A 23791-nucleotide genomic window follows, 5' to 3' on the forward strand; every position below is an offset into this window, starting at 1 on the left:
GCCCTTGGTGACCAGGACGCGATTCTTGGGCATGTCGCCTCGCGGGGAGATCGCACATCCCCGTGCGGCAGAATAAAGCGCTCGGTTGTTCGGCTGTCAACCCGTCCCGTTGCTGGAACGATCGGGGACCGTCGCGATCGCTATCGGGGCCGACCCGCCTCAGATCAGCAAGGGAAGCTGGGCTTCCACGCCGGTGTCGTGCTGCTGCAAGGATGACAGCGAAACGCCGAGGAGGCGCACCGGCTTGGCCAGGGGCATCTCGCTCTGCAGGAGAGCAATGGACAAGCGTGCCAGGTCCTCCCGGCTCGCGACCAGGTTGGCGACGGACCTGCTGCGCGTCATGATTTCGAAGTCCGCGAACTTGACCTTCAAGGTGACCGTCCGGCCTCGGTTGCCGCTGGCTTCGCAATGCTGCCAGACCTTGTCGATCAGCGGCTGCAGCTCCGCCAGCATCGGTTCGAAGTCGGTCAGGTCGGTCGAGAAGGTGTTTTCGGCGCCGACTGATTTGCGGATGCGATTGGCGCGGACCGGGCGATTGTCGATGCCGCGCGAGATCCAATAGTAGTGGTGGCCGGCCTTGCCGAAGTGCTGCTGGAGGAAGGGCAGGGTCTGATTGCGGATGTCGAGCCCGGTATGAATTCCGAGCGCGTTGAATTTCGCGGCGGTCGCCGGGCCGATGCCGTGAAACCTGCCGACCGGCAGCCCCTCCACGAAGGCTGGACCCATCTCCGGCGAAATGACGTATTGGCCATTGGGCTTGCGATGGTCCGAGGCCAGCTTGGCGAGGAACTTGTTGTAGGAGATTCCCGCGGAGGCATTGAGTCCGGTCTCGGCCTTGATCTTGGCCCGGATCTGCAAGGCGATGTCGCGTGCCAGCGGAATGCCTTGCAGATTTCCGGTGACGTCCAGATAGGCCTCGTCCAACGACAAAGGCTCGATGACCGGCGTGTACAGGGCGAAGATGGCGCGGATCTGCTGGCTGATCGCCTTGTAGATCTCGAAGCGCGGCTTGACGAAGATCAGGTCCGGACACTGGCGTTTTGCCGTCACCGACGGCATCGCCGAGCGCACGCCGTACGCCCGAGCCTCGTAGCTTGCGGCTGCCACGACACCGCGTTCGCGCGAGCCTCCGACGGCCACGGGCTTGCCGCGCAGCTCGGGATTGTCCCGCTGCTCGACCGACGCGTAGAATGCATCCATGTCGATGTGGATGATCTTGCGAATGGCCGGCGGTGCGGCATCCTGTTCCGGACCGGAGCTTGGCATGGCCAAGCTCTATCAGAGCGCGGCGATGAAGTCTGCACAGCCGAGTGCGGGCTGCCGACGACGTCCCTTACAACGACGTTGCGATGTCTGTCGCCCTCAGCCTTCCATCGGCCACGACGGAAACGCGCTCGTGAGAAGAAGGATCGCCGACCGTGATCGAGACGAAGCAGCGCCGGGACGTGTCGTCAAAGCCGCTCACGTGTTGCGACCATGGGCCTAAAGCGACTGTGATGTTCGAGCTCACTTTCCTGGGGACCTCGGCGAGCGTTCCGTCGGCGGACCGCAATCATCCAGCCCTTCTCGTTCGAGCAGGCCGGCATCGCATTCTCGTCGATTGCGGCGAGGGGACCCAACGTCAGCTGCTCCGCAGCGGGGCAGGCTTTCGCCGGCTCGATCGGATCCTGCTCACCCACGGCCATTTCGACCATGTCCTCGGCATTCCCGGACTGTTTTCTACCCTGCGGCTGCGCAGGAGCGCTGACATCATGCGCGTCCACGGCAGCCCCGACACGCTCGATGTCGTGGTCCGAATGCTCGCGGGGCTGTGGGGAGAGGACCGCGCGCCGATCCCGCTCGAGCTCGTTCCGCTCGGGCGCGGGACGGTTCTCGATGCCGGCGAGTTTACGATCAACTGCTTTCCCGTCCGGCACCGCGACACCGACAGCTTCGGCTTCGAATTCGCAGGTCAAGTTCGCCGCCATCTGCTGCCAGACCGTCTGGCGGCGCTCGCGGTCCCTGATGGGCCCGTGCGGAAGGCATTGGCGGAGGGCCGGCCGGTCACGCTGGAGGACGGACGAACCATCGATCCGGAGGATGTTCTGGGGCCTCCGCAGGGACCGAAAAAGCTCGTCATCGTCGGCGATGCTGGAACGACCGAGGGTCTGCACGAGCATGTTCGCGACGCGGACATGCTCGTGATCGAGGCCACTTTTCTCCGGCGGGATTCGGCCATGGCTCGTGACTACGGCCACCTGACGGCCGCGGAGGCTGCCGGGCTCGCGGCGTCGAGCAACGTCGGGCAGCTTGTCCTGAACCACATCTCCGGCCGCTATCCCGACGAGGAGATCCTCGGCGAGGCGCGGGAGATTTTTACCAACAGCCATGTTGCGGTCGATTTCGATCGGCTGATGGTCTAGCTGCTCGCTCGGGCGCGTCTGCTATGTCGAGCCTGAGCCGCTCTGCAAACGGCTCTGGGCGAACGCGATGTACCAGTCGAGACAACCGGGATTGGCCATGGCGTCGCGGTTGATGACCTTGTCGAGCGGCTGCCCGAGCAGGAGCTTCTTGATCGGCAGCTCCTGCTTCTTGCCGGACAAGGTGCGCGGGATCTCGGCAACCGCAAAGATCTCGTCAGGCACGAAACGCCGCGACAGGCCGGCTTCGACCGCCGTGTTGATCTTCCGCTTCATCGCCGCATCAAGCGCGACCCCGTCGCGCAGCACCACGAACAGCGGCATGTAGCTGTCGCGGCCGAGATATTCGAGATCGACGACCAGCGAATCCAGGATCTCCGGCAGCGCCTCGATGGCCGAGTACAATTCGCTCGTTCCCATGCGCAGCCCGTGGCGATTGATGGTCGCGTCGCTGCGGCCATAGATGATGCAGGAGCCATCCGGATTGACCTTGAGCCAGTCGCCATGTCGCCAGACCGGCCCGCCCGCGCGCGCCTCGAAGGCGTCGAAGTAGCTCGCGAGATAGCGCGCATTCCCCGAATCGTTCCAGAACCGCAGCGGCATCGACGGCATCGGCGCGGTGCAGACGAGCTCTCCGACTTCGCCGATGACAGGCTCGCCCTGGTCATTGAAGGCCTCGACGGCCGCGCCGAGTGCGCGGCATTGCATGGTTCCGGGCATCTGCGGCAATTCGCGGTTGCCGCAGATGAAGGCGCCGGCGAAGTCGGTGCCGCCGGAGATGTTCGACCACCACATTTGCGCCTGCGCCCGGCTGCCATTGACCCGCGACAGCTCCGCGAACCGCTGATCGAACCAGGCCTGCGTGTCGGCACTGAGCGGCGAGCCGGTGGACCCGAGACAACGCAGTCGGGACAGATCGCCCGCGTCGGCCAGGTTGATATCAGCCTTGACGCAGCTCGCGAAGAACGCCGCGCCGGCGCCGAAGAAGGTCGACTTCGAGTTCGCCACGAACCGCCACAGTGTGGTCCAGTCCGGATGATCCTTGGGCCCGGCCGGGCTGCCGTTGAAGATGCAGCACGTGGTGCCGTTGAGAAGCGCGCCGACCTGGTTGTTCCACATGATCCAGCCGGTCGAGCTGTACCAGTGATAGCGCTCGCCGAACGAATTCGGCTGAGAGGAGCAGCCGATGTCGTTGTGCAGCCCAAGCAGCGCGAGCGTGACGATGATGATGCCGCCGTGACCATGCACGATCGGTTTCGGCAATCCGGTGGTGCCGCTCGAATACACGATCCAGAGCGGATGATCGAAGGGAAGCCACTCCGGTTCGAAGGCATCGACGCCAGGGCCTGTTCGTGACAGGACATCCGAGAGATGGACGCCCCCGGCGACCGGCGCGCCGGCATCGTCGCTGTGCAGGATGACGTGACCGACCGTTGGCAACGACCGCCGCAGCTCCTCGACGACATCGCGGCGATCGTGCCGGCGGCCGGCATAGGTGACCGCATCGCAGGCGATCAGCACCTTGGGCTCGATCTGCTTGAACCGGTCGATCACGGCGGGCGCGGCCATGTCGGGCGCGCAAACGCTCCAGATCGCGCCGATGCTCGCGGCAGCGAGAAACGCGATCATGGCTTCGGGGATATTGGGCAGATAGGCGGCGACCCGGTCGCCGGGCGCCACGCCTTGCTCGCGCAGATGCAGCGCCAGGGCGGCTGCTTTCTTCCGAAGCTCCGGCCAGGTCGTCTCCGTGAGCCGGCCGTCCTCGTGACTGCTGATGATCGCAGGAAGGCCCGCCGCATCGGCGGCTTCGACGTGCCGAAACACCTGCCGGGCGTAGTTGACCGAAGCGCCGGGAAACCAGACCGCTCCGGGCATCGTGCGCTTGGCCAGGACGGTCGAAAACGTGGTCGGCGACTGCAGGTCATAATAGTCCCAGATGCTGCGCCAGAATCCGTCGAGGTCGCGGACGGACCATTGCCGCATCTCCTCGAAGCTTTCGAAGTGGAGGCCGCGATGATCCTTCAGCCATTGCCGATAGAGGGACATTTGCGGGACGTAGGGAGCTGTCATCATAGGTTCCGGCTGGTTGTTTGTGTCGCGTCGACCGATGGGAGGCGCCGAGGCGCTCATTTCGACTTCTGCTTCCGCCGCTTGTAGAGCGCGTTGAAGCCTCCGGCCATGAAGGTCACGAACCGCTCGCGGACGGCCACGAAATCGTCGGACTTGCACAGACCGCCGGACAGGCGGTCGATGCGGCCGGTCCGTGACAGGATCAGCGAATAGGCGCCGGAGGTGAACTGGAAGCTCCAGAACAGATCCTCGGGCGTGGCATCGGGCAATGCCTTCTGCAGCAGCCCGATGAGACGCAGCACCATCGGATCGAGGTACGTGTCCATCATCTCCACGCCGTAGCCCGGCGCGTTGGCGACCTGCGCGAAGATGCGGCCGAAGTGCCGCCAGTTGTCCTCTTCGTTGACGTAGACGTCGAACGCGCCGTCATAATAGGCACGCAGCGCGCCTTCAACGGTCGGGCGATCTCCGACCTTGGCCTCATAGGCATCCAGCCCGGCCGTGCGCACCGTGACAGCGTATTCCATGCGGCGTTCGAACACGGCGTCGAACAGCGCTTTCTTGCCCTCGAAGTAGTAATGGATCAGCGCAGGATGGATGCCCATCCTGTCGGCCACATCCTTGATCGTCACGCCGAAATAGCCGAGCTGCGCGAACAGCTCCTCGCTGGTGTCGAGGATGAGCTTCACCGTCGTCGCGCGCTGTTCCGCGCGCGTGCGGCGCCCCTCGGGCTTCGGCTCTGCTGGCATGCTCTCCGTGGTCCCTGATCGGCGCGCGCAGGAACGGCGCCGTTGTCATTTTGACGATGAGGGGGTGGGCGCGCCCGGTCAAGCGGGACTTCGGGCTTCCAACATTTTCATTTAGTGCTAAATGAATGAACTTGACCGGCGGCCGGCCGGACGGTAGGTCTCGGAGACCTGATGGATAGCGGTCGACGGTCGGGCGGCGGGCAGCGCGCTGCCAGTCTGGTCGCGCGCTGACATCATCAAGGACAATCGGCTGGCCATGGATCAGCCGCTCACGGGAGGACACATGATACGGATCGAGTCGACGGCGGCTGCCGTGCTGATGCTCGGCGTGGCCCTTTCAGCCCCGGCGTTCGCGCAGAAGACATACGACGTCGGCGCCACCGACACCGAGATCAAGATCGGCCAGACCAACCCGCTCAGCGGGCCGGCTTCTGCTTTCGGGTCCATCGGCAAGGCGGAAGCGGCCTATATCCGCATGATCAACGAGCAGGGCGGCGTCAACGGGCGCAAGATTACCCTCATCCAGTATGACGATGCCTACAGCCCGCCGAAGACCGTTGAGCAGGTGCGCAAGCTGGTCGAAAGCGACGAGGTGCTGACCACGTTCCAGATCATCGGCACGCCCCCGAACGCCGCCGTCCAGAAATATCTGAACAGCAAGGGCGTTCCGCAGCTTCTGGCGGGAAGTGGAGCGTCCCGCTTCACCGACCCGAAGAACTTTCCGTGGACGATCTCCGCCAATCCGAACTACCAGTCGGAAGCGCATATCTATGCGAAATACATCCTTGAGAACCATCCGAACGCGAAGATCGGCATCCTGTATCAGAACGACGACCTCGGCAAAGATTACGTCAAGGGGCTGAAGGACGGGCTCGGCGCCAAGGCCGGCATGATCGTGAAGGAGCTGTCCTACGAGCTGTCCGATCCGACGATCGATTCCCAGCTGGTGACGCTCAAGGCGTCGGGTGCCGATCTGTTCTACAACATGTCGACGCCGAAATTCGCGGCGCAGTCGATCAGGAAGGCCGCCGAGCTCGGCTGGAAGCCCGTCCACATCCTCGAGGTCAACGCGACGGCGGTCGGTCAGGTGCTCGTGCCCGCGGGGCTCGAGAATGCCAAGGACATCATCTCGGTCGCCTACGGCAAGGACCCGCTCGATCCGCAATGGGCCGATGACGAGGGCATGAAGCGGTACAAGGCGTTCATGGCGAAGTACGCGCCCGGCGAGGACGCCAACAGCGGCTTTGCGACCTATGGCTACTCGACCGCCGCCCTGCTCGTCCACATTCTCAGGCAATGCGGCGACGAGCTGACGCGCGCCAACATCATGAAGCAGGCGACCAACATCAAGGGCTTCGTTCCCGACCTCGGGCTGCCGGGAATGTCGGTGACGACAACGCCTGATGACTACCGCATCAGCAAGCAATTCCAGATGATGAAATTCGACGGTCAGCGCTGGATCATCTCGGGACCGATCCTGACCGACGACTTCAAGGCGGACTGATGCTCTCGTCGGCCATGGCCTGTCGGGCGTCACTTGCGCGCCAGGATGCCCTGCTGTCTCTCAATCACCCGCGCCGGCCGGCGCCGAAAGCTGAACTCTGTCCGTCGGAGCGCCGCTCGTGACCAGTGAAGCCGTCCGTCGCCGCCGGGGCTTCGATCCTGCGGCGCTTGCAGCGATCGGCCCGGCGCTCGCCGAATTCGTCGATCGCGGCGAGCTCGCGGGCGTCGTGTCGCTCACCTCGCGCGGCGGCGAGATCGTTCATGCCGAGACGATCGGCTGGCGCGATGTCGAAAGCAGGAGTCCGATGCGCGCGGATACGTTGTTCCGGATCGCGTCGATGACCAAGCCGATCACCTCGGTAGCGGCGCTCATGCTGGTCGAGGAAGGCAGGATCGCCTTGGCGGACCCCATCTCCCGGTGGATTCCGGAGCTGGCCGATTTACCGGTCCTGCGTGACGCCGCCGGCCCGCTCGACGACACCGTGCCCGCCCGGCGTGCGATCACCATCGAGGACCTGCTGACGCACCGCTCGGGCATCGCCTACGCGTTCTTCTCGGAAGGCCCGTTGAAGGTCGCCTATGAGACGGCGCTCGGCGATCCCGCGATGAACCGTTCGACGCCGGACGAATGGCTCGCGGCCCTCGGTACGCTGCCGCTGGCCTATCAGCCCGGTGACCGCTTCCACTACGGACACTCGACCGACGTGCTCGGCTTCCTGATCGGCCGGGTCGAAGGCAAGCCGTTCCGGCAGGTACTGCAGGAGCGCATCTTCGCGCCGCTCGGCATGGACGACAGCGATTTCTGGTTGCCGCTCGCCAAGCGAAATCGCCTGGCGAGCCTGTACGGATATGACGAGACGACGGGGCGGCTCGCGAAGGTCGAGCCGGTCATGTATGACGAGCCGCCGGCCTATACGCCGGGTGGCGGCGGGCTGATCTCGTCCGCGCCGGACTACCATCGGTTCGCGCGCATGCTGCTCGGAGGAGGCGAGCTGGGCGGCGTCAGGTTGCTGCGGCCCGCAACCGTGGAGCTGATGCGAACCAATCGGCTGACCGATGGGCAGCGCCAGATTCCCTTCGCCGGCATGCCGCTGTGGCAGACTTCCGGATTTGGGCTCGGACTGGCGATCGCCGAGGAGGCCGTCGGCAATCCCTATGCCTGTGGCGCACCGGGCTCGATGACCTGGCCCGGCATCTTCGGCACCTGGTGGCAGGCCGATCCGGTCAATGACCTGATCATGATCTATCTGATTCAGCATCACGTGCCGGTCTCGGCGGGGACGGGGGCCACGATTGCCACTGGGCGGGGCGCTGCCGGCCGCCGTGCTCTTCCCGTCTATCAGCGTGGAACCTACGCCGCGCTGTCCCACATTGTGGAACAAGCGACATGACCGGCAAGTGCCGTCATCCCCGCGAGTCGGGAGCATATGTCCACGATGTGGACGCCACATTCCGCTCGATGAAACGTCCGATCGGCGGTGAGCTGCTTGCCGGCCCATTGCCGGAGCGGCAAACACGGCTTCATCTCATGCCGAGCTTGTCATCCGGCCGTTATTCTGCTCAGTGCTTCTTCAAATTGCGCGATCATGCGCATCGATCGATCGACTGAAGTCGACAGCCAGCGAGGAAACAAAACTATGCGCAAGTTAACTTTAGCCATTGCCCTGATCGTCCCGATGCTCGGTCATGCCGCGCAGGCCGAAGACACCGTCAAGATCGGCTATATCGATCCGCTGTCCGGCGGCGGTGCCAGCGTCGGCGAGGGCGGCCTGAAGACGTTCCAGTACCTGGCCGACGAGCTCAACGCCAAGGGCGGCATTCTCGGCCATAAGGTCGAGATCGTGCCGTTCGACAATAAGACCAATCCGCAAGAGAGCCTGGTCCAGGCCCAGAAGGCGATCGACGCCGGCGTCCGCTACATCACGCAAGGCAACGGATCGTCCGTCGGGCTCGCGCTGGAGGATTTCGTCAACAAGCACAACACGCGCAACCCCGGCAAGGAAGTGCTGTACTTCAACTATGCCGCCGTCGATCCGAGCATGACCAATGAGAAATGCAGCTACTGGCATTTCCGCTGGGACGCCAGCTCGGACATCAAGATGGAGGCGCTCACCAACTACATGAAGGACATCCCGTCCATCAAGAAGGTGTATCTGATCAATCAGGACTATTCGTTCGGCCAGTCGGTCCGCAGCGACGCGCGCAAGATGCTGGCGGCGAAGCGACCCGATGTCCAGATCGTCGGCGACGAGCTGCATCCGCTGCTGAAGATCACGGACTTCTCGCCCTACATTGCCAAGATCAAGGCGTCCGGCGCCGACAGCGTCATCACCGGCAACTGGGGCCAGGACATCGCGCTGCTGCTCAAGGCCGCCGCGGATGCCGGCCTGAAGGTCAACTGGTACACTTATTACGCGGGCGGCGCCGGCGGCCCGACCGCCATCAAGCAGACGGGCCTGGATCATCAGGTCTTTCAGCTGACCGAAGGCTTCGCCAATTCGGGCCATCAGGCTGCGATGGATTACGAGAAGGCGTTCCGCGCCAAGGTCAACATGTCGCTGTGGTATCCGCGGGCGGTCAACGAGATGCGCATGTTCAAGGCGGCGGCCGAGAAGGCCAACTCCATCGACCCGGTGAAGGTCGCGGCCGCGCTCGAGGACCTCAAGCTCGAGGTGCTGGATGGCGGCACCGGCTTCATGCGCAAGGATGATCACCAGTTCTTCCAGCCGATCTACGTCTCGTCCTTCGGCAAGCTCGCGGCGAACGAGCCGTTCGACGAGGAGAACACCGGCTGGGGATGGCACCTGGTCTCCAGGGTCGATACGCCCCAGGCCATGGTGTCGACGACGTGCAAGATGGCGCGGCCGTAATCGATCGGCGCTGGCTTCCCGCACGGCCTCACCGTGCGGGAAGCGGCGTCGGCCCTGCGTCGATCTGTTAGGGAATGAGCGGCGGGGCATCGAGGCCCCGGACATTCGCGGGTGCACCGTGCTTGAACTCATCGTCATCTCCACCCTCAACGGCGTGCTGTTCGGCATGCTGCTGTTCCTGCTGTCGAGCGGGCTGACCGTCATCTTCAGCATGATGGGGGTGCTCAATTTTGCTCACGCCAGCTTCTACATGCTCGGCGCCTTCTTCGGCTTCCAGCTCACGAAATGGGTCGGCTTCTGGCCGGCCCTCCTGCTCGCGCCGCTCCTCGTCGGGGCCATCGGCATGGCGGTCGAGCGTTACGGTCTGCGCAACACGCACAAGCATGGTCACGTCGCCGAGCTGCTGCTGACCTTCGGCCTCGCATTCGCGATCGAGGAAATCGTCTCGATGATCTGGGGCAAGACGCCGCTCGACTACCGCGTCCCGGCGCTGCTGGACTTTCCCGCATTCACGATCTTCTCGACCAACTATCCGGCCTACAAGCTGTTCATGCTGGCGGTGTCGGTGACGATCTTCGTGGCGCTGCTGATCGTGCTCAAGCGCACCCGGGTCGGCCTGATCGTTCAGGCGGCATTGACCCATCCCCATATGGTCGGCCATCTCGGCCACAATGTCGGACGCGTGTTCATGGTGGTGTTCGGGGTCGGCAGCGCGCTGGCCGGTCTCGCCGGCGTCATCGCCGGTCCCGCCCTGGTGACGCAATCCGACATGGCCGCGGCGCTCGGGCCGATCCTGTTCGTGGTGATCGTGTTCGGCGGCCTGGGCTCGCTGCCGGGCGCCTTCATCGCTTCGCTGGTGATCGGCCTGGTGCAGACCTTCGCCGTGGCGCTGAACGGCTCGCTGGCAAGCGCCTTCGGCCCGCTCGATCCATCCGCCGGGCCATCGGTGCTCACCGACATCTGGAACGTGACGATCGCGCAGGTCGCGCCGATCGTTCCCTACCTGCTGCTGGTGCTCGTCCTGATCGTGCGCCCCGTGGGCCTGATGGGGACTCGCGAATCATGACCGCAGCAGTGACCTCCGCGTCTCATCTCGCGGCAGAGCCCGCCGGATCCCGTCTCCGCTTCTATGCCGTCTGGGTGATCGGCGTGGCCGTGCTGATCGTGCTGCCGCTGCTCTTCAATTCGGGCGGATCGCTGACCTCGTTCAGCCTCATCGGGATCGCGATCGTCTTCGCGCTCTCCTACAACATCCTCCTCGGTCAGACCGGATTGCTGTCGTTCGGTCACGCGGTTCACTACGGCCTGGGCGGCTTCGCGGCCTGTCACATGATGAATGCGGTGGTGGCGCATGGCTGGCCGATTCCGCTGCCCTTCATTCCGCTGTTCGGCGGGCTGGGCGGCCTCGCCTTCGCGATCATCCTCGGCTGGGTCATGACCAAGCGCGCCGGCACGGTGTTTGCGATGATCTCGCTCGGCATCGGCGAGCTCGTGGCGTCGTCGTCGCTGATCCTGCGCTCGGTGTTCGGCGGCGAAGCCGGCATCACCACGGACCGCACCGCTCTGCCGCGCATGTTCGGCTGGACCTTCGGGCCACAGCTGCAGGTCTATTACCTGATCGCGTTCTGGCTGGTGCTATCGGCAATCGCGATGTATGCGCTGACCCGGACGCCCCTGGGGCGGATCAGCAATGCGGTGCGCGACAATCCCGAACGGGTCCAGTTCATCGGCTATGATCCGCACGTCGTCCGCTATCTCGCCTATTGTTTCGCCGGATTCTTCGCCGGCGTCGCGGGCGGCCTCGCGGCGATCAGCTTCGAGATCGCGAACTCCGCCTATCTCGGTGCAATCCAGTCGGGCCTCGTGCTGTTCGCGACCTTCATCGGTGGGACGGCCTACTTCTTCGGTCCGATCCTCGGCGCGATCCTGGTGACCTATCTCCAGCTTGGGCTGACGAGCCTCACCAGCGTCTGGCAGCTCTATTTCGGCATCATCTTCATCGGCATCGTCATGTTCTCACCCGGCGGCATCGCCGGTCTGCTGATGATGCACCGGCCGCTGGTCCGTGCCGGAACGCTCGGAATGGTGATCCCGTCCTATCTCGTTGCCATCGTGCCGACCGCGGCGTTCGCTTGCGGCGTCATCCTGACCATCGAGACGGTCGCGCGTTATTCGGGTGGCGACGCCATCAACCTGTTCGGCGTGGCCTTCAATCCGCAATCCCCCGTGACATGGGGCGTCGCCGCGATTCTGGTGGTCGCCGGCTTCTTCGTCGCGCGGTCGACGTGGCAGCGGATTGCCGGAGCCTGGGACGGGGCCGCCACCGTGGCGCGTGATCGGGGGTATCTGGCATGACCGCGGCCATCGAAGTCCGTGCCGTCGAAAAGCGCTTCGGCAATGTCGGCGTCATCCGCGACCTCAATCTGAGCGTCGCCCAGGGCGAGCGTCACGCGATCATCGGCCCGAACGGCGCTGGCAAATCGACCACGTTCAACCTGATCAGCGGGCATATCAGGCCGACCTCGGGCGAGGTGCGATTGAACGGCGCGGTCATCTCGGGCCTGCGGCCGTTCGAGATCAACCGGCGCGGCCTGTCGCGCTCGTTCCAGGTGACCAACGTGTTCGCCCGCATGACGGTGTGGGAGAACGTCCGCTGCGCCGTGCTGTGGGCGACCGGGCATCGCTACGCGTTCTGGAAGAACGTCGACAGCCTGCCGGAGGTGCGCGAGCGGACCGCCCAGATCCTCGATGACATCCACCTCACGCATCGGCGTGACATCCCCGCGGGGTTATTGACCTATGCCGAGCAGCGCGAGCTGGAGATCGGGGTCACCATTGCGAGCGGTGCGACGGTCGTCATGCTCGACGAGCCGACGGCCGGGATGAGCCATGCGGAGACCGAGCGCGCCGTCTCGTTGATCCGGCGGCTCACCGAGGGGCGGACGCTGGTGATCGTCGAGCACGACATGAGCGTGGTATTCGGTCTCGCCGATCGCATCTCGGTGCTGGTCTACGGCCACATCATCGCGTCGGGCACGCCGGAGGAGATCCGTCGGGACCCGAAGGTGAGGGAAGCCTATCTCGGCGAGGAGGCCCACTGATGCTCGAAGTCAGGAACCTCCACGCCTATTACGGCAAGAGTCACATCCTCCAGGGCGTCGACCTCGCCGTCGCTGCTGGCGAAGTGGTGAGCCTGCTCGGCCGCAACGGCGTCGGCCGCTCGACCACCGTGAAGGCGATCATGGGCGAGGTCAGTCCGCAGGGGACGATCCGCTTCAAGGGCCGGGACATTGCCGGCTTGCCGAGCTACAAGATCGCGCGCCTTGGGCTTGGCTATGTGCCCGAGCATCGCGACATCTTTCCGAGCCTCACCGTGCGGCAAAATCTCGTGCTCGGCATCAAGGACACCCGGCGGCCGGGGAAGTGGCGCCTCCAGGACATGCTCGACATGTTTCCCAATCTCGCCGCGCGCGCCGATACGCCGGCGGGCGTGCTGTCGGGCGGCGAGAAGCAGATGCTGACCACCTGCCGGACCTTGATGGGTGACCCCGACCTGATCATGATCGACGAACCCACCGAAGGTCTGGCGCCGCTGATCGTACAGCAGGTCGGCGACCTGATCGCCCGGATTGCGGCGGCTGGCGTCGCGATCCTGCTCGTCGAGCAGAAGCTCTCGATCGCGATGCGGATATCGAAGCGCGTCTATGTCATGGGCCACGGCCGCGTCGTGTTCGAAGGAACGCCGGATCAGCTCAAGGCCAACACCGCGGTCCGGCAGGAGTGGCTCGAAGTGTGAGGTGCAGCGGCATCCGTCGCAGATCACCGGCCGGCTTGCGGGACCAGTCGCTGTTCGATCACAGCTTCTGGCGGCCGTAGATCAGGAGCATCAGGATGATCACCGCGCCGTAGATCAGCTGGCGGCCGGCCTCGCTGATCTGCATCACCGACAGAATGGACTGCAGCAGGGTGATCAGCACGACGCCGGCGACGGTGCCGAGATAGCTGCCGCGGCCGCCGAGAATGTGCGTGCCGCCGAGCACGACGGCGGCGATCGAGGGCAGCAGATAGGCGTCGCCCATCGACTGCGCCGCCTTCGAGGCATAGCCCGCGAGCAGCACGCCGCCGAAGGCGGACAGCGCGCCGGACAGCGCGAACGCCAGCATGGTGATGCGGCGTGTATCGATCCCTGAGAGATAGGCCGCGCGCTCGCGATTGCCGATGGCATAGATGGCGCGGCCGAACGTGGTCCGTGACAACAGCCAGATCGCTGCGCCGCCGATGATCGCCCAGACCAGCACCGCATTGGGAAGGCCGGGCACGATCGTGCCGGTGGCGAGATAGCGCATCGCCTTGGAGGCGGAATCCTGCGGCGCGAAGCCGCCGGTGTAGGCCACCATCAGGCCTTGCGCGACCGCATTGGTCGCCAGCGTGATGATCATCGAGGGAATGCGCAGATAGGCGACGCCGATGCCGTTCAGGAGACCGATGGCGGCGCCGCAGAGAATGCCGCAGGGAATCGCGATGATCGCGCCCGTCGTGCCATGCGCGGCCGCCGCGCAGGCCATCATCGCGCCCGTTGTCACGACCCACGGCACCGAGAGATCGATTTGCCCGAGCAGGATCACCAGCATCATGCCGGTGGCGATCACGCCCAGGAAGCTCGCGACCTTCAACTGCTGCAGCAGATAATCCGGCGACAGGAAGCTGCGCGAATACAGGCTGCCGACCAGCAGCAGCAGCACGATGCAGCCGAACGAGGCCGCCACCGCCGGATCGATCCGACGCAGCATGGCGATCCCGCGCTGGGCCGGTTGTGGTGCCGTTGCGTCGCTCATCCGAACCACTCCAGCCGATTACGCACACGCACCAGGCCGAACGCGCCGATCGAGACCGCGAGCATCAGCACGAGGCCCTGGAACAGCGGCTGCCACAGCGGATCGAAATCGAACACGAACAGCAGATCGCCGATGGTGCGGAACGCGAGTGCGCCGAAGATCGCCCCGATCGCGCTGCCGCGCCCGCCCATCAGCGACACGCCGCCGAGCACCACGGCCGCGATCGAGAACAGGGTGTAGGCATTGCCGCTCGCATAGGCGGCCTCGCCCGTGTAGGAGAAGAACGTCAGGAACAGGCCGCCGATCGCCGACAGCAGGCCAGCCAAGGCGTATGCGACGAACTTGGCCGCGCGGATCGGCGCGCCGGACATGTAGGCTGCGACCTCGGAGGAGCCGGTCGCGAACGCGGCGCGGCCGACGACCGAGCGGCTATAGGGCACCCAGATCAGCAGTGCCGCCGCAGCCAGTGCCACGAGGCTCGTGGGCAGCACGCCGAATAATCTTCCCGTCAAGGCATCCGCCAGCGTCTCGTTGACGGATCCGCCGGGATTGGGCCGCAGGAACAGCGCGATGCCGTAGTACATCGCCCCGGTGGCGATCGTGGTCACGATCGGCTGCAGGCGCCCGAATATCACGATCGCGCCGTTGATCATGCCGCAGACGATGCCGGTGCCGAGCACGCCGGCGACGCCGAGCGCGGTCTCGGTGGCGGTGCCGACCACGATCCAGGACGCGAGGCAGTTGGTCAATGTCAGGATCATGCCGACGGACAGATCGATGCCGGCGGTGATCACCACGATCGCCTGCGCCATGGCGACGAAGGCCAGCAGCGTCGCCTTGTTGGCCGCGGTCTGCACCATGTTGGCGCTGAAGCCGGCCGGATGATTGGTCGCATAGAGCACGAACATCGCGACGAAGATGCCGATCGCGAGCAGGGTGCCGCGCTGTTCGGCGAGCCAGTACCGCCACTCGGTCATGCCAGACTCGCTTCCGCTCGCTCGCCCTCGTCGACATTGAGCGCACTGCTGACCAGCGCGCGCTCGGTGATCTCGGCGCCCGCAAGCTCGCGCCTGATCGCGCCATCATACATCACCAGCACGCGGTCGCAGCAGCCGATCAGCTCGTCATAGTCGGTCGAATAGAGCAGGATCGCGGCGCCCTCGTCGGCAAGCCGGCGCAGCAGCCGGTAGATCTCCTGCTTGGTGCCGACGTCGATGCCGCGCGTCGGATCGTTGAGCAGGATGATGCGCGGCTTGTTCATCAGCCATTTCGCGATCACGACCTTCTGCTGATTGCCGCCGGAGAGCGCGCTGACGGCGAGATCGGGGGAGGCGGTCTTGATCTCGATCAGGCGGATCATCTCCTCGATCAGGGCCGATTGCCGCTGCCGGTCGATGATGCCGAATGTCGCGAACCGGTCGAAGGCGGCGGCCGAGAGATTGTCGCGCACCGACATCGGCAGCATCAGTCCTTCGGTCTTGCGGTCCTCCGGAATCAGCGCGAGGCCGATGCGCTCCGACTTGGCAGTGACGGGGCTGTCGATCGTCACCTTGTTGCCGTCGATCAGAATGTCGCCGCGGCAGTCGCGCAGCACGCCGAACAGCGCCAGCAGCAGCTCGCGCTGGCCCTGGCCGTCGAGCCCGCCGAGTCCGATGATCTCTCCGGCCTGCAGCGAGAACGAGATGTCCTTCAGCCGGTCGCCCCAACTGATGCTCGTGCATTGCAGCGCGGGCGGCCGCCCATCGGTCTTGCGCTGCGGCTTGTCCGGGAAAGCGTGCTTGTACTCGCGGCCGATCATCAGCTCGATCACTTCGGCATCCGTCCTGGTGCCGGCCGGGAAGGTCGAGATGCGGCGCCCGTTGCGGAACACGCTGCATTCATCGGCGAGCTCGGCGATCTCGTGCATGCGGTGGGAGATGTAGAGCAGCGCCAGCCCCTCGCTGCGCAGGCGCTTCAGTACCGTAAATACCTTGGTCACGTCGGAGGCGGTCAGCGCCGAGGTCGCCTCGTCGAGGATCAGGATCTTCGGCCGCCGCGACAGCGCTTTCGCGATCTCGACCATCTGCCGGCGCGACAGCGGCAGGTCCTTCACCAGCGCGCGCGGATGAATGTCGCCGGCGCCGGCGCAGTGTAGCGCCTCCTCGGCAAGCCGGCGCTGGGCGCGCCGGTCGATCATGCCGAACCGCGTCGGCGGATGCGAGATCATGATGTTGTCCGCGACCGATAGGTCGGGAATCAGCGACAGCTCCTGGAAGATGCAGACGACGCCGGCATCATTCGCGGCGGAGGGACCGCTGAAGGCGACCTCGCGCCCTTCGAGCGTCATCCGGCCTTCGTCCGGTGCGACCACGCCGACCATCAGCTTGATCAGCGTCGACTTGCCGGCGCCGTTCTCGCCGAGAATGGCGTGGATGCGGCCGGGGTGGACCTCCAGGTCCGCACCGTCGAGAGCGATCACGCCGCCGTAGCGTTTGGACAGTCCTACGGCGCGAAACAGCGGCTCAGCCGCGATCATGCTTGCTTCCCCAGTCGTTTGGGCAATAGGGACGGGCTGGCCGCGAGAGAAACTCGCGGACCAGCGATCACACCGGCCTATTGGTTTTCCTTCGACTGGCCCATGATCTCCTGCGCCGTGAAGTTGATGCCGCAGGTCGGGAAGGAGTTGCCGACGAAGAAGTTGTCGGACTGGGCCGGGAAGTAGTCCTGATCCTTCTTGAAGTTCGGATCTTCCACGACCGCGAGCGGCAGCTTGACCGATTGCGGCACGACCTTGCCTTCGAGGGCGGCGAGCGCGACCTTGATCGCGACCGCGACCTGCGCAGGTCCGGTGCCGGCGGACGAGCATTTCAGGCCTTCCGAGGCCTTGGCGGCGCAGAACTTGCGGAAGCCGTTCTCGGTCTCGCCGCCGAACGGCACCATCTTGTGCTTGGCGTCGAGCATGGCCTGCACGATGCCGGTGTCGCCACCCTGGCCGGAGATCGCATCGAACGGGCCGTTGGTCGCGATCGCATCGGCCGTGGCCTTCTGGGCGACGCCGTCGTCCCATTTGCCGACGACCTCGGTGACCTGCCACTTCTTGCCGGAGCCGTCGAGAACGGAGTGGAAGCCGTTGTGACGGTCGGTGTCGACCGAGGTTCCGGCGACGCCGCGCACCTCGAGCACCTTGCCGCCGCCGGGCACGTTCTTGACCAGCCACTTCGCCCAGAGCTCGCCGAGGCCCTTCTGGTCGACGTTGACGTTGATCGCGTCTTCCGTCGCGAGAATGTTATCGAAGGCGACGAGGATCACGCCGGCCTGCTTGGCGCGCTTGATCACCGGCCCGAAGGCGGTCGGGTTCTGCGCGTTGACCACGATGGCGTCATAGCCGGAGTCGATGAAGTTGTTGATCGCCGAGATCTGCGCCGGCACGTCCTCGCCGGTCGAGACGACCTTGAACTCCTTGAGCTTGGCCTTCACCTCGGGCTGCGCCGCATAGGCCTTCGCGGTCTGAATCATCTGGATGCGCCAGGTGTTGGCGATGTAGCCGTTCGCCAGTGCGATGCGGTAGGGGCCCTTCTTGGCCGGAAACTTGAAGAACTTGGTGTCCTTGGTCCACGGCACCATGCATTCAGGCTCGCTCGCCGGTCCCTTGACCATCTCCGGCTCCGCCAGCGCCTTGCTGGCAAACGCGGTGACCAGCACCAGCGATGCACACGTGGCAAGGCATCGCGCCCTCATCGACTTGGACGACATTCGTGACCTCCCCTGTTGTTGTGGCGCCAGATCAATGACGCATGTGCGAGACGCCTCTTTGTTTCCGGAGGTTGTGCGAGCAATGCTCGTCGTCTCGACCCGCCCAGCGTTACTGATCAATGACAGCGCTGTCAATTACCGTCGCGCCGCTTTTGCCAAGCGGCCGGTCGCATGTCATGAATGTGGTTCGGACAAATCCGCGTGAATCATTGCTGCAAGGATCATGTCTCAGAAGCGTCGCACCACGCTGGAGGACGTCGCGCGCATCGCCAATGTCAGCGCTGTCACCGTGTCGCGGGCGCTGCGACGGCCCGATATGGTGTCACCGGCGTTGCGCAAGCGGATCGATGCCGCGGTCGACAGGCTGGCCTATGTGCCGAACTTCGCGGCGAGCCGGCTCGCCTCGACCCGCACGCATTCGATCGGCATCGTGGTGTCGTCGCTCTCCAACGGCATCTTCGCGGACTACCTGCAGGCGATCTACGACACCCTGCTGCCGCTCGGCTTTCGCCCCGTCGTCGTCAGCAGCCGCTACTCGGCGGAGGAGGAAGAGGGCGCGATCAGGACCTTGCTGGGCCAGAACATCGAGGCGCTGATCCTGGTCGGGGTGAACCAGACGCGGGCGGCACGGCGCATTCTCGAACGCTCGCGGATTCCGGTGGTGCAGACGTTCGAGCTGACCGACGATCCGATCGATCTGAATGTCGGACTTTCGCAGCGCCAGGGCGGCCATGCCGCGACCCGCTTCCTGATCGAGCTGGGACATCGGCGGATCGCCTATCTCTCGGGACAGCGCGACGACCGGGCCCGCGCCCGGCTCGAGGGGTATCACGCAGCGCTGGCGGAAGCCGGGCTGGACGGCGCGTCGCTGGTGGCCTGGCTCCCGGCCCAGGCGACGATCTCGCTGGGGCGGAAGCTGACCGAGGAGATGCTCGCGAGCGAAGCCCCCGACGCGATCTTCTGCTGCGACGACAACATCGCGCTCGGGGCGTTGTTCGCCTGCCAGCAGGCGGGGCTGGAGGTCCCGCGCCGGATTTCGCTGATCGGCTTCAATGACCTGGAATTCGCGGCGGCCTCCAATCCGCCGCTGTCGACCGTGCTGACGCCGCGCGCCGACATGGGGCGCGTGGCGTCCGAACTGGTGCTTCAGGTGATCGCCACCGGCAGGCGGCCGAGAGCGCGGCAGATCGACCTCGGTTTCGAGATCGTCGCGCGCGGCAGCACCGGGCCGCATCTGGTTGCATCGTGAGAGCGGCGCGGTCTCAGGCCCAGCCGCCGTCGACGATGTAGTTCTGGTTGGTGCAGGCGCCGCTGTCGTCGGCGGCGAAGAACAGCACTACGCGGGCGATGTCGTCCGGCACGAGCTTGCGCTTGAGGCATTGGCGCCGCATCAGCTCGGCCTCGCCCTCGGGCGTCAGCCACATTCGCTGCTGGCGCTCGGTCATGATCCAGCCCGGAAGGATGGAATTGACCCGGATGTTGCTGGGGCCGAGATCGCGGGCGAGAGCGCGCGTCAGTCCCTGGATCGCCGACTTCGCCGTGGTGTAGCAGGGCATGTTGCCCTGGCCGAGCACCCAGCTCACCGAGCCGAGATTGACGATCGCGCCGCCTCCCGCCTGGATCATGTCCGGCGCAACCGCCTGGGCCGCGAAGAACTGATGCTTGAGGTTCACGGCGATGCGCTCGTCCCAATAGTCCGGCGTGACGTCCTCGATCGCGTGGCGGTCGTCGCGCGCCGCATTGTTCACGAGGATGGTGATCGGCCCGAGCGCCTCGCGGGCGCCGGCGACCGCAGCCCTCAGCGCGGCGATGTCGCGCAGATCAGCATGCGCGAAGTGCACCTTGGCCTCCGCAGGCAGGCTTGCCAGCACTTGCTGCGAGGCCTCCAGATCGATGTCGATGAATCCGACACGCGCACCTTGGCCGACGAAATTGCGGACGATCGCTTCCCCGATGCCGGAGCCGCCGCCGGTCACGAGAACGGCCCGATCCTTGAGGCTTGGGTAGATGGTGCCCTGCATTGGTTCCTCTCAGTTGCGCCTGGAGAGCGGCTGCGCGCGATGGCACCGGCCGCATTGCGGACGTCGTCCGTGCTGTGCACGGCCGGTGCGTCCGGCTGGACCCCTCGATGTGCGCCTGCGAGCACCCTCACGCCCGATGTCGATGCTGACGGATCCGGGCGTTCCCCCTGCGACGTCCTTGTTTGCTATCCGGCATTCTGCGCCAGGACCGGCCGGGACGCCAGCACCTGTTGCGCCGCTCGGGTGCGACCATCGGGCGCCTTCTTCGGAGCTGGACCGGCCGCCGTCGGTCGAGCGCAAAACCCTTCAGAGGATTTCGGAGATCGACTGGCCCTGCAACTCGATGCTCAGTCCCTGCATGCCGAGATCGGTGATCTCGCCGCCCATCGCCTTCAGGCTCTCCTCGCGGATCAACGACATCAGCCCGCGCCGCAGCGCCAGGAATTCCGACGACATCATCATCGCTTGCTGGCGTGGGCGCTCGAGCGGGATCTGGATTTCGGCCTTGATCGAGCCGGGGCGCGCGGTCATGCAGTAGACGCGGTCGGACAGGAAGATCGCCTCGTCGATGTCGTGGGTGACGAACAGCACCGAGATCTTCAGCCGCTGCCACATGTTGGTGAGGATCTGCTGCATGATGATGCGGGTCTGCGCGTCCAGCGCGCCGAACGGCTCGTCGAGCAGCAGCACCTTGGGGCCGGTGGCGAGCGCGCGCACGATGCCGACGCGCTGCTTCATGCCGCCGGAGAGACGCTCGGGATAATGGTTCTCGAACGCCTCGAGACCGGCGAGGCCGAGCAGAGTCCGCGCCGCGCGTGCGCGCTCGAACTTCGCCATGCCGCGCATCTTCAGCCCGAACTCGACGTTCTCGCGCACCGTCTTCCAGGGAAACAGCGAATATTGCTGAAACACCATGCCGCGTTCGGCGCTGGGTCCGGTCACGGCCTGGCCGTCGACCGTGACGATGCCGCTGGTCGGTTTGAGGAAGCCCGCGACAGCGTTGAGCAGTGTCGACTTGCCGCAACCCGACGGTCCGACGATCGAGACGAACTCGCCGGGCTCGACATGGATCTGGGTGTCGGTGACGGCCTCGACGGCGCCGTCGATGGTCTCGTAGCTCAGGGCGAAGTTGCGGACCTCGATATGGCCCTGTCTCGTATCCGCTGCGGCTTGGCTCATCGCGACCTCCAGGGCATCACCAATTGTCCGGCTGCGCGGATCACGAGGCTCGAGCCGAGCCCGAGCACGCCGATCGTGATCATCCCGAGCGCGATGTCGGCATACTGGACCAGTGAATAGGCTTCCCAGGTGAAGTAGCCGATGCCGAACTGTCCCGAGATCATCTCGGCCGCGATCAGCGACACCCATGCGACGCCCATGCCGACGGTGAGGCCAGTGAAGATGTGCGGCAGCGACGCCGGGAAATAGACCTCGCGGAAGATCGACGCCTCCCGGGCGCCAAGGCATTTGGCGGCGCGCACCAGCACGGGATCGACCAGCGTCATGCCGTGCAGGGTGTTGACCAGGATCGGAAAGAACGAGCCGAGAAAGGTGATGAAGACAATGCTCTGCTCGTTGGTCGGCCACAGCATGATCGCCATCGGGACCCAGGCGATGGCCGGAATCGGACGCAGCACCTCGGCGACCGGAAACACGATCTCGTGCACCAGCTTGAAGCGGCCCATGATCAGGCCGAGCGGCACGCCGACCAGCGCGGCCAGCGAGAACCCGATGAAGATCCGGCGGCAACTGAGCAGGATGTGCATCAGGAATTTCGGATCGTGGATCGCCTTGGTGAAGCTCGCATAGACCGCCAGCGGCGCCGGCACGTTGGTGAACTTCACGAAGAAGACGACGCGGTAGGTCGTCAGCAGGTGCCAGGCGATCAGGAACAGGATCAGCGACGCGGTGCCGATCAGCAGCGACTGCAGCCGGTCCTGGTTCAGCCGGAACCAGCGTGCCGCGCGGGCGGAGACGTGCGGCCGGCTCGGCGGGGGCGCGGTGCCAGGCGCGGCGGCCGCCGCAGCCTGGTCGGGCGACGTCATCAGGGCGGGGCTGCTCAAGTCTTGCCTCCCGCCACCGCCAGCTTCACGGCGTCATCAAGTCCCATCACCTTGCCGCCGATCTTGGCGGCATAGGCCTCGGCATCCTTCTTCAGCAGGAACGGCGCGATCTCGCCATTGGCGGCGGCGAAGAACGCCTGGTCGGCGAACAGCTTGATGCCGCGCGCGGTGTCGAAGACGTAGGCGACGTTGATCTTCTTGCCCTTGGCCTTGTAGTCGGCATAGGCGCCGAGCGTGCAGGTCGCGCTGCTGAAGGCTGTGATGCCCTCGCCGTCGATCCAGACCTCGCCGGCCTTGCGCGGCTCGGTGATCGGCCTGTTGCAGAACTTGTCCTCGCCGGAGATTTCGTAGTTCGCGGTGCTGGCGAGATCCTTGTCATAGTCCAGCTTCAGCTCGGCATAGGCCTTGCGGATGTAGCTGTCGTCCACCCACTTCTTCGGATCGAACTCCTTCATGCGGCCGAGGCTCTGCAGCACCTTGACGTCAGTCGCGGCGGCATCCACCAGCGCCGGCTTGATCGTCGGATCCGTGGTCATGTTGCCGCCGGGACCGAGGAAGATGTAGACGACCTCCTTGTTGATCCCGGTCCATTCCTGGATCTTTTCGGCCGCCGCTTTCGGATCCTGGCGCAGCCACTGGTTGGCGGCGATGACTGCCTTGACATAGGCGATGACGACCTCGGGATACTTCTCCGCAAAGTCGGTGCGGACGACGACGCCGTGGAAGGTCGGCAGGTTGGTCTGGACGCCGTCGAAGATCTTGCGCGCATAGCCGCGGAACGGCAGCAACTCGGCGAACGGAACGAAATCGGCGTGCGCGTCGATCTTCTTTTCCTGCAGGTTCGTCGAGCCGACCTCCGGCGTCTGGCTCACGAGCTGGAAGAAGTCCGCCGGATAGCCGGCGTCCTGAAGCGCCTTCAGCACCATGCCATGTGCGGCCGAGCCGAACGGAACGCTGACCAGCTTGCCCTTGAGGTCGGAGAGTTCATAGTAGGGCGAGTCCTTGTGAACGACGATGCCGTTGCCGGAGCCGGCGAGGCTGTAGGCGGCGACCGCGATCAGCCGGCTCTTGCTCTCGGGATTGTTCTCGAAGGTGAAGCCGTTCACGATCAGCGGGTAGTCGCCCATCATGCCGAACTGCAGCTTGTTCGCCATCATCCCGTTGGTGACGGGCGGGCCGGACGTGAAGTTCTGCCACTCGATTTCGAACTTGATGTTGGCGTATTTGCCGTCCTTGGGCAGATACTTCTCCAGCAGGTGAAGCTGCCGCACGATGGTGCCGGCAGTCACCGTGTTGGTCGTGGTGTCCTGGGTGCCTATGCCGATCGTGACCGTCTCTGCTGCGACGGGCTGCGCCGCAATCAGGGACAGACAGGTGACGGATAGTAAGAGCGCGTGACGGCAGCGGACCATTCTCATCCCCGTTCGGTTGGATGGCTGATGGCGCCATGATGAAGGCCGCGTCCACGAGCGCAAATCCGGAGTTCGGCAGCGGGTGGATTAGTTGCCGTCAAAATCCGGTTGCGTACTCCTTGGGCAATTTCGCTCAT

21 protein-coding genes are annotated in these 23791 nt (G+C 65.1%); 10 read left to right on the top strand and 11 right to left on the bottom strand.

The features are described 5' to 3' along the window. Positions 1-159: 159 nt before the first annotated feature. On the bottom strand, positions 160-1266 hold the full coding sequence (dinB, locus tag QX010_RS20815; protein ID WP_316181587.1) for a DNA polymerase IV: 1107 nt from the start codon (positions 1264-1266) through the stop codon (positions 160-162). Between the two features lie 230 nt (positions 1267-1496). Between dinB and QX010_RS20820 the strand changes: the two genes are divergently transcribed. Continuing rightward, complete coding sequence (locus tag QX010_RS20820; protein ID WP_316181766.1) at positions 1497-2402, top strand: ribonuclease Z; 906 nt, start codon at positions 1497-1499, stop codon at positions 2400-2402. Positions 2403-2423: 21 nt separating this feature from the next. Here the strand turns inward: QX010_RS20820 and QX010_RS20825 are convergent, their stop codons facing one another. Both QX010_RS20825 and QX010_RS20830 read right to left on the bottom strand, forming a co-directional pair. Then, the gene (locus QX010_RS20825; protein WP_316181588.1) at positions 2424-4469 is read right to left on the bottom strand and encodes an acetoacetate--CoA ligase; all 2046 of its coding nucleotides are present in this window, start codon (positions 4467-4469) and stop codon (positions 2424-2426) included. A 56-nt stretch (positions 4470-4525) separates the two neighbouring features. Further along, positions 4526-5218: a TetR/AcrR family transcriptional regulator gene (locus QX010_RS20830; protein WP_316181589.1), complete on the bottom strand. Its 693-nt coding sequence runs from the start codon at positions 5216-5218 to the stop codon at positions 4526-4528. Positions 5219-5501: 283 nt separating this feature from the next. On the opposite strand from QX010_RS20830, the gene QX010_RS20835 reads away from it, so the two are divergent. From QX010_RS20835 to QX010_RS20870, 8 genes are all read left to right on the top strand, one after another. Beyond that, entirely contained in the window at positions 5502-6722 is a 1221-nt protein-coding gene (locus tag QX010_RS20835) for an ABC transporter substrate-binding protein (protein WP_316181590.1), read from the top strand. A gap of 118 nt (positions 6723-6840) precedes the next feature. Then, on the top strand, positions 6841-8112 hold the full coding sequence (locus QX010_RS20840; protein ID WP_316181591.1) for a serine hydrolase domain-containing protein: 1272 nt from the start codon (positions 6841-6843) through the stop codon (positions 8110-8112). After that, positions 8109-8330 (top strand): hypothetical protein, encoded by a 222-nt coding sequence (locus QX010_RS20845; RefSeq protein WP_316181593.1) that lies wholly within the window; start codon positions 8109-8111, stop codon positions 8328-8330. The genes QX010_RS20840 and QX010_RS20845 overlap by 4 nt, the downstream gene beginning before the upstream one ends. Before the next feature lie 28 nt (positions 8331-8358). Continuing rightward, positions 8359-9591, top strand: coding sequence for a branched-chain amino acid ABC transporter substrate-binding protein (locus QX010_RS20850; protein WP_315802023.1), 1233 nt, complete (start codon positions 8359-8361; stop codon positions 9589-9591). A 118-nt stretch (positions 9592-9709) separates the two neighbouring features. Then, positions 9710-10657 (top strand): branched-chain amino acid ABC transporter permease, encoded by a 948-nt coding sequence (locus QX010_RS20855; protein WP_315802024.1) that lies wholly within the window; start codon positions 9710-9712, stop codon positions 10655-10657. Next, positions 10654-11946, top strand: coding sequence for a branched-chain amino acid ABC transporter permease (locus QX010_RS20860; protein ID WP_315802025.1), 1293 nt, complete (start codon positions 10654-10656; stop codon positions 11944-11946). Before QX010_RS20855 ends, QX010_RS20860 begins: the two co-directional genes overlap by 4 nt. Continuing rightward, positions 11943-12692 carry an ABC transporter ATP-binding protein gene (locus tag QX010_RS20865; protein WP_315802026.1) on the top strand — a complete coding sequence of 250 codons (750 nt, stop codon included), beginning with the start codon at positions 11943-11945 and terminating at the stop codon, positions 12690-12692. Before QX010_RS20860 ends, QX010_RS20865 begins: the two co-directional genes overlap by 4 nt. After that, positions 12692-13387 (top strand): ABC transporter ATP-binding protein, encoded by a 696-nt coding sequence (locus QX010_RS20870; RefSeq protein WP_316181596.1) that lies wholly within the window; start codon positions 12692-12694, stop codon positions 13385-13387. Before QX010_RS20865 ends, QX010_RS20870 begins: the two co-directional genes overlap by 1 nt. A gap of 58 nt (positions 13388-13445) precedes the next feature. On the opposite strand, the gene QX010_RS20875 is transcribed toward QX010_RS20870, so the two are convergent. From QX010_RS20875 to QX010_RS20890, 4 genes are all read right to left on the bottom strand, one after another. Then, the gene (locus QX010_RS20875) at positions 13446-14426 is read right to left on the bottom strand and encodes an ABC transporter permease (protein WP_316181598.1); all 981 of its coding nucleotides are present in this window, start codon (positions 14424-14426) and stop codon (positions 13446-13448) included. Further along, positions 14423-15403, bottom strand: coding sequence for an ABC transporter permease (locus tag QX010_RS20880; RefSeq protein ID WP_316181600.1), 981 nt, complete (start codon positions 15401-15403; stop codon positions 14423-14425). The genes QX010_RS20875 and QX010_RS20880 overlap by 4 nt, the downstream gene beginning before the upstream one ends. Further along, complete coding sequence (locus QX010_RS20885; RefSeq protein ID WP_316181601.1) at positions 15400-16941, bottom strand: sugar ABC transporter ATP-binding protein; 1542 nt, start codon at positions 16939-16941, stop codon at positions 15400-15402. Before QX010_RS20885 ends, QX010_RS20880 begins: the two co-directional genes overlap by 4 nt. A gap of 77 nt (positions 16942-17018) precedes the next feature. After that, positions 17019-18158, bottom strand: a complete 1140-nt coding sequence (locus QX010_RS20890) for a sugar ABC transporter substrate-binding protein (RefSeq protein ID WP_315802030.1) — start codon at positions 18156-18158, stop codon at positions 17019-17021. Positions 18159-18381: 223 nt separating this feature from the next. Here QX010_RS20890 and QX010_RS20895 point away from each other — a divergent pair, with 223 nt between their 5' ends. After that, positions 18382-19407 (top strand): LacI family DNA-binding transcriptional regulator, encoded by a 1026-nt coding sequence (locus QX010_RS20895; RefSeq protein WP_316181603.1) that lies wholly within the window; start codon positions 18382-18384, stop codon positions 19405-19407. 13 nt (positions 19408-19420) lie between these two features. Here the strand turns inward: QX010_RS20895 and QX010_RS20900 are convergent, their stop codons facing one another. The 4 genes from QX010_RS20900 to QX010_RS20915 form a co-directional block, all read right to left on the bottom strand. Then, positions 19421-20179 carry an SDR family oxidoreductase gene (locus QX010_RS20900; protein ID WP_316181604.1) on the bottom strand — a complete coding sequence of 253 codons (759 nt, stop codon included), beginning with the start codon at positions 20177-20179 and terminating at the stop codon, positions 19421-19423. 306 nt (positions 20180-20485) lie between these two features. Continuing rightward, positions 20486-21358, bottom strand: a complete 873-nt coding sequence (locus QX010_RS20905) for an ABC transporter ATP-binding protein (protein WP_315802033.1) — start codon at positions 21356-21358, stop codon at positions 20486-20488. After that, positions 21355-22242, bottom strand: a complete 888-nt coding sequence (locus QX010_RS20910; protein WP_316181606.1) for an ABC transporter permease — start codon at positions 22240-22242, stop codon at positions 21355-21357. Before QX010_RS20910 ends, QX010_RS20905 begins: the two co-directional genes overlap by 4 nt. Further along, the gene (locus QX010_RS20915; RefSeq protein ID WP_315802035.1) at positions 22239-23654 is read right to left on the bottom strand and encodes an ABC transporter substrate-binding protein; all 1416 of its coding nucleotides are present in this window, start codon (positions 23652-23654) and stop codon (positions 22239-22241) included. Before QX010_RS20915 ends, QX010_RS20910 begins: the two co-directional genes overlap by 4 nt. Positions 23655-23791 lie beyond the last annotated feature (137 nt).

The organism is Bradyrhizobium sp. SZCCHNRI1009, assembly GCF_032487575.1.
Taxonomy (GTDB): Bacteria; Pseudomonadota; Alphaproteobacteria; order Rhizobiales; family Xanthobacteraceae; genus Bradyrhizobium.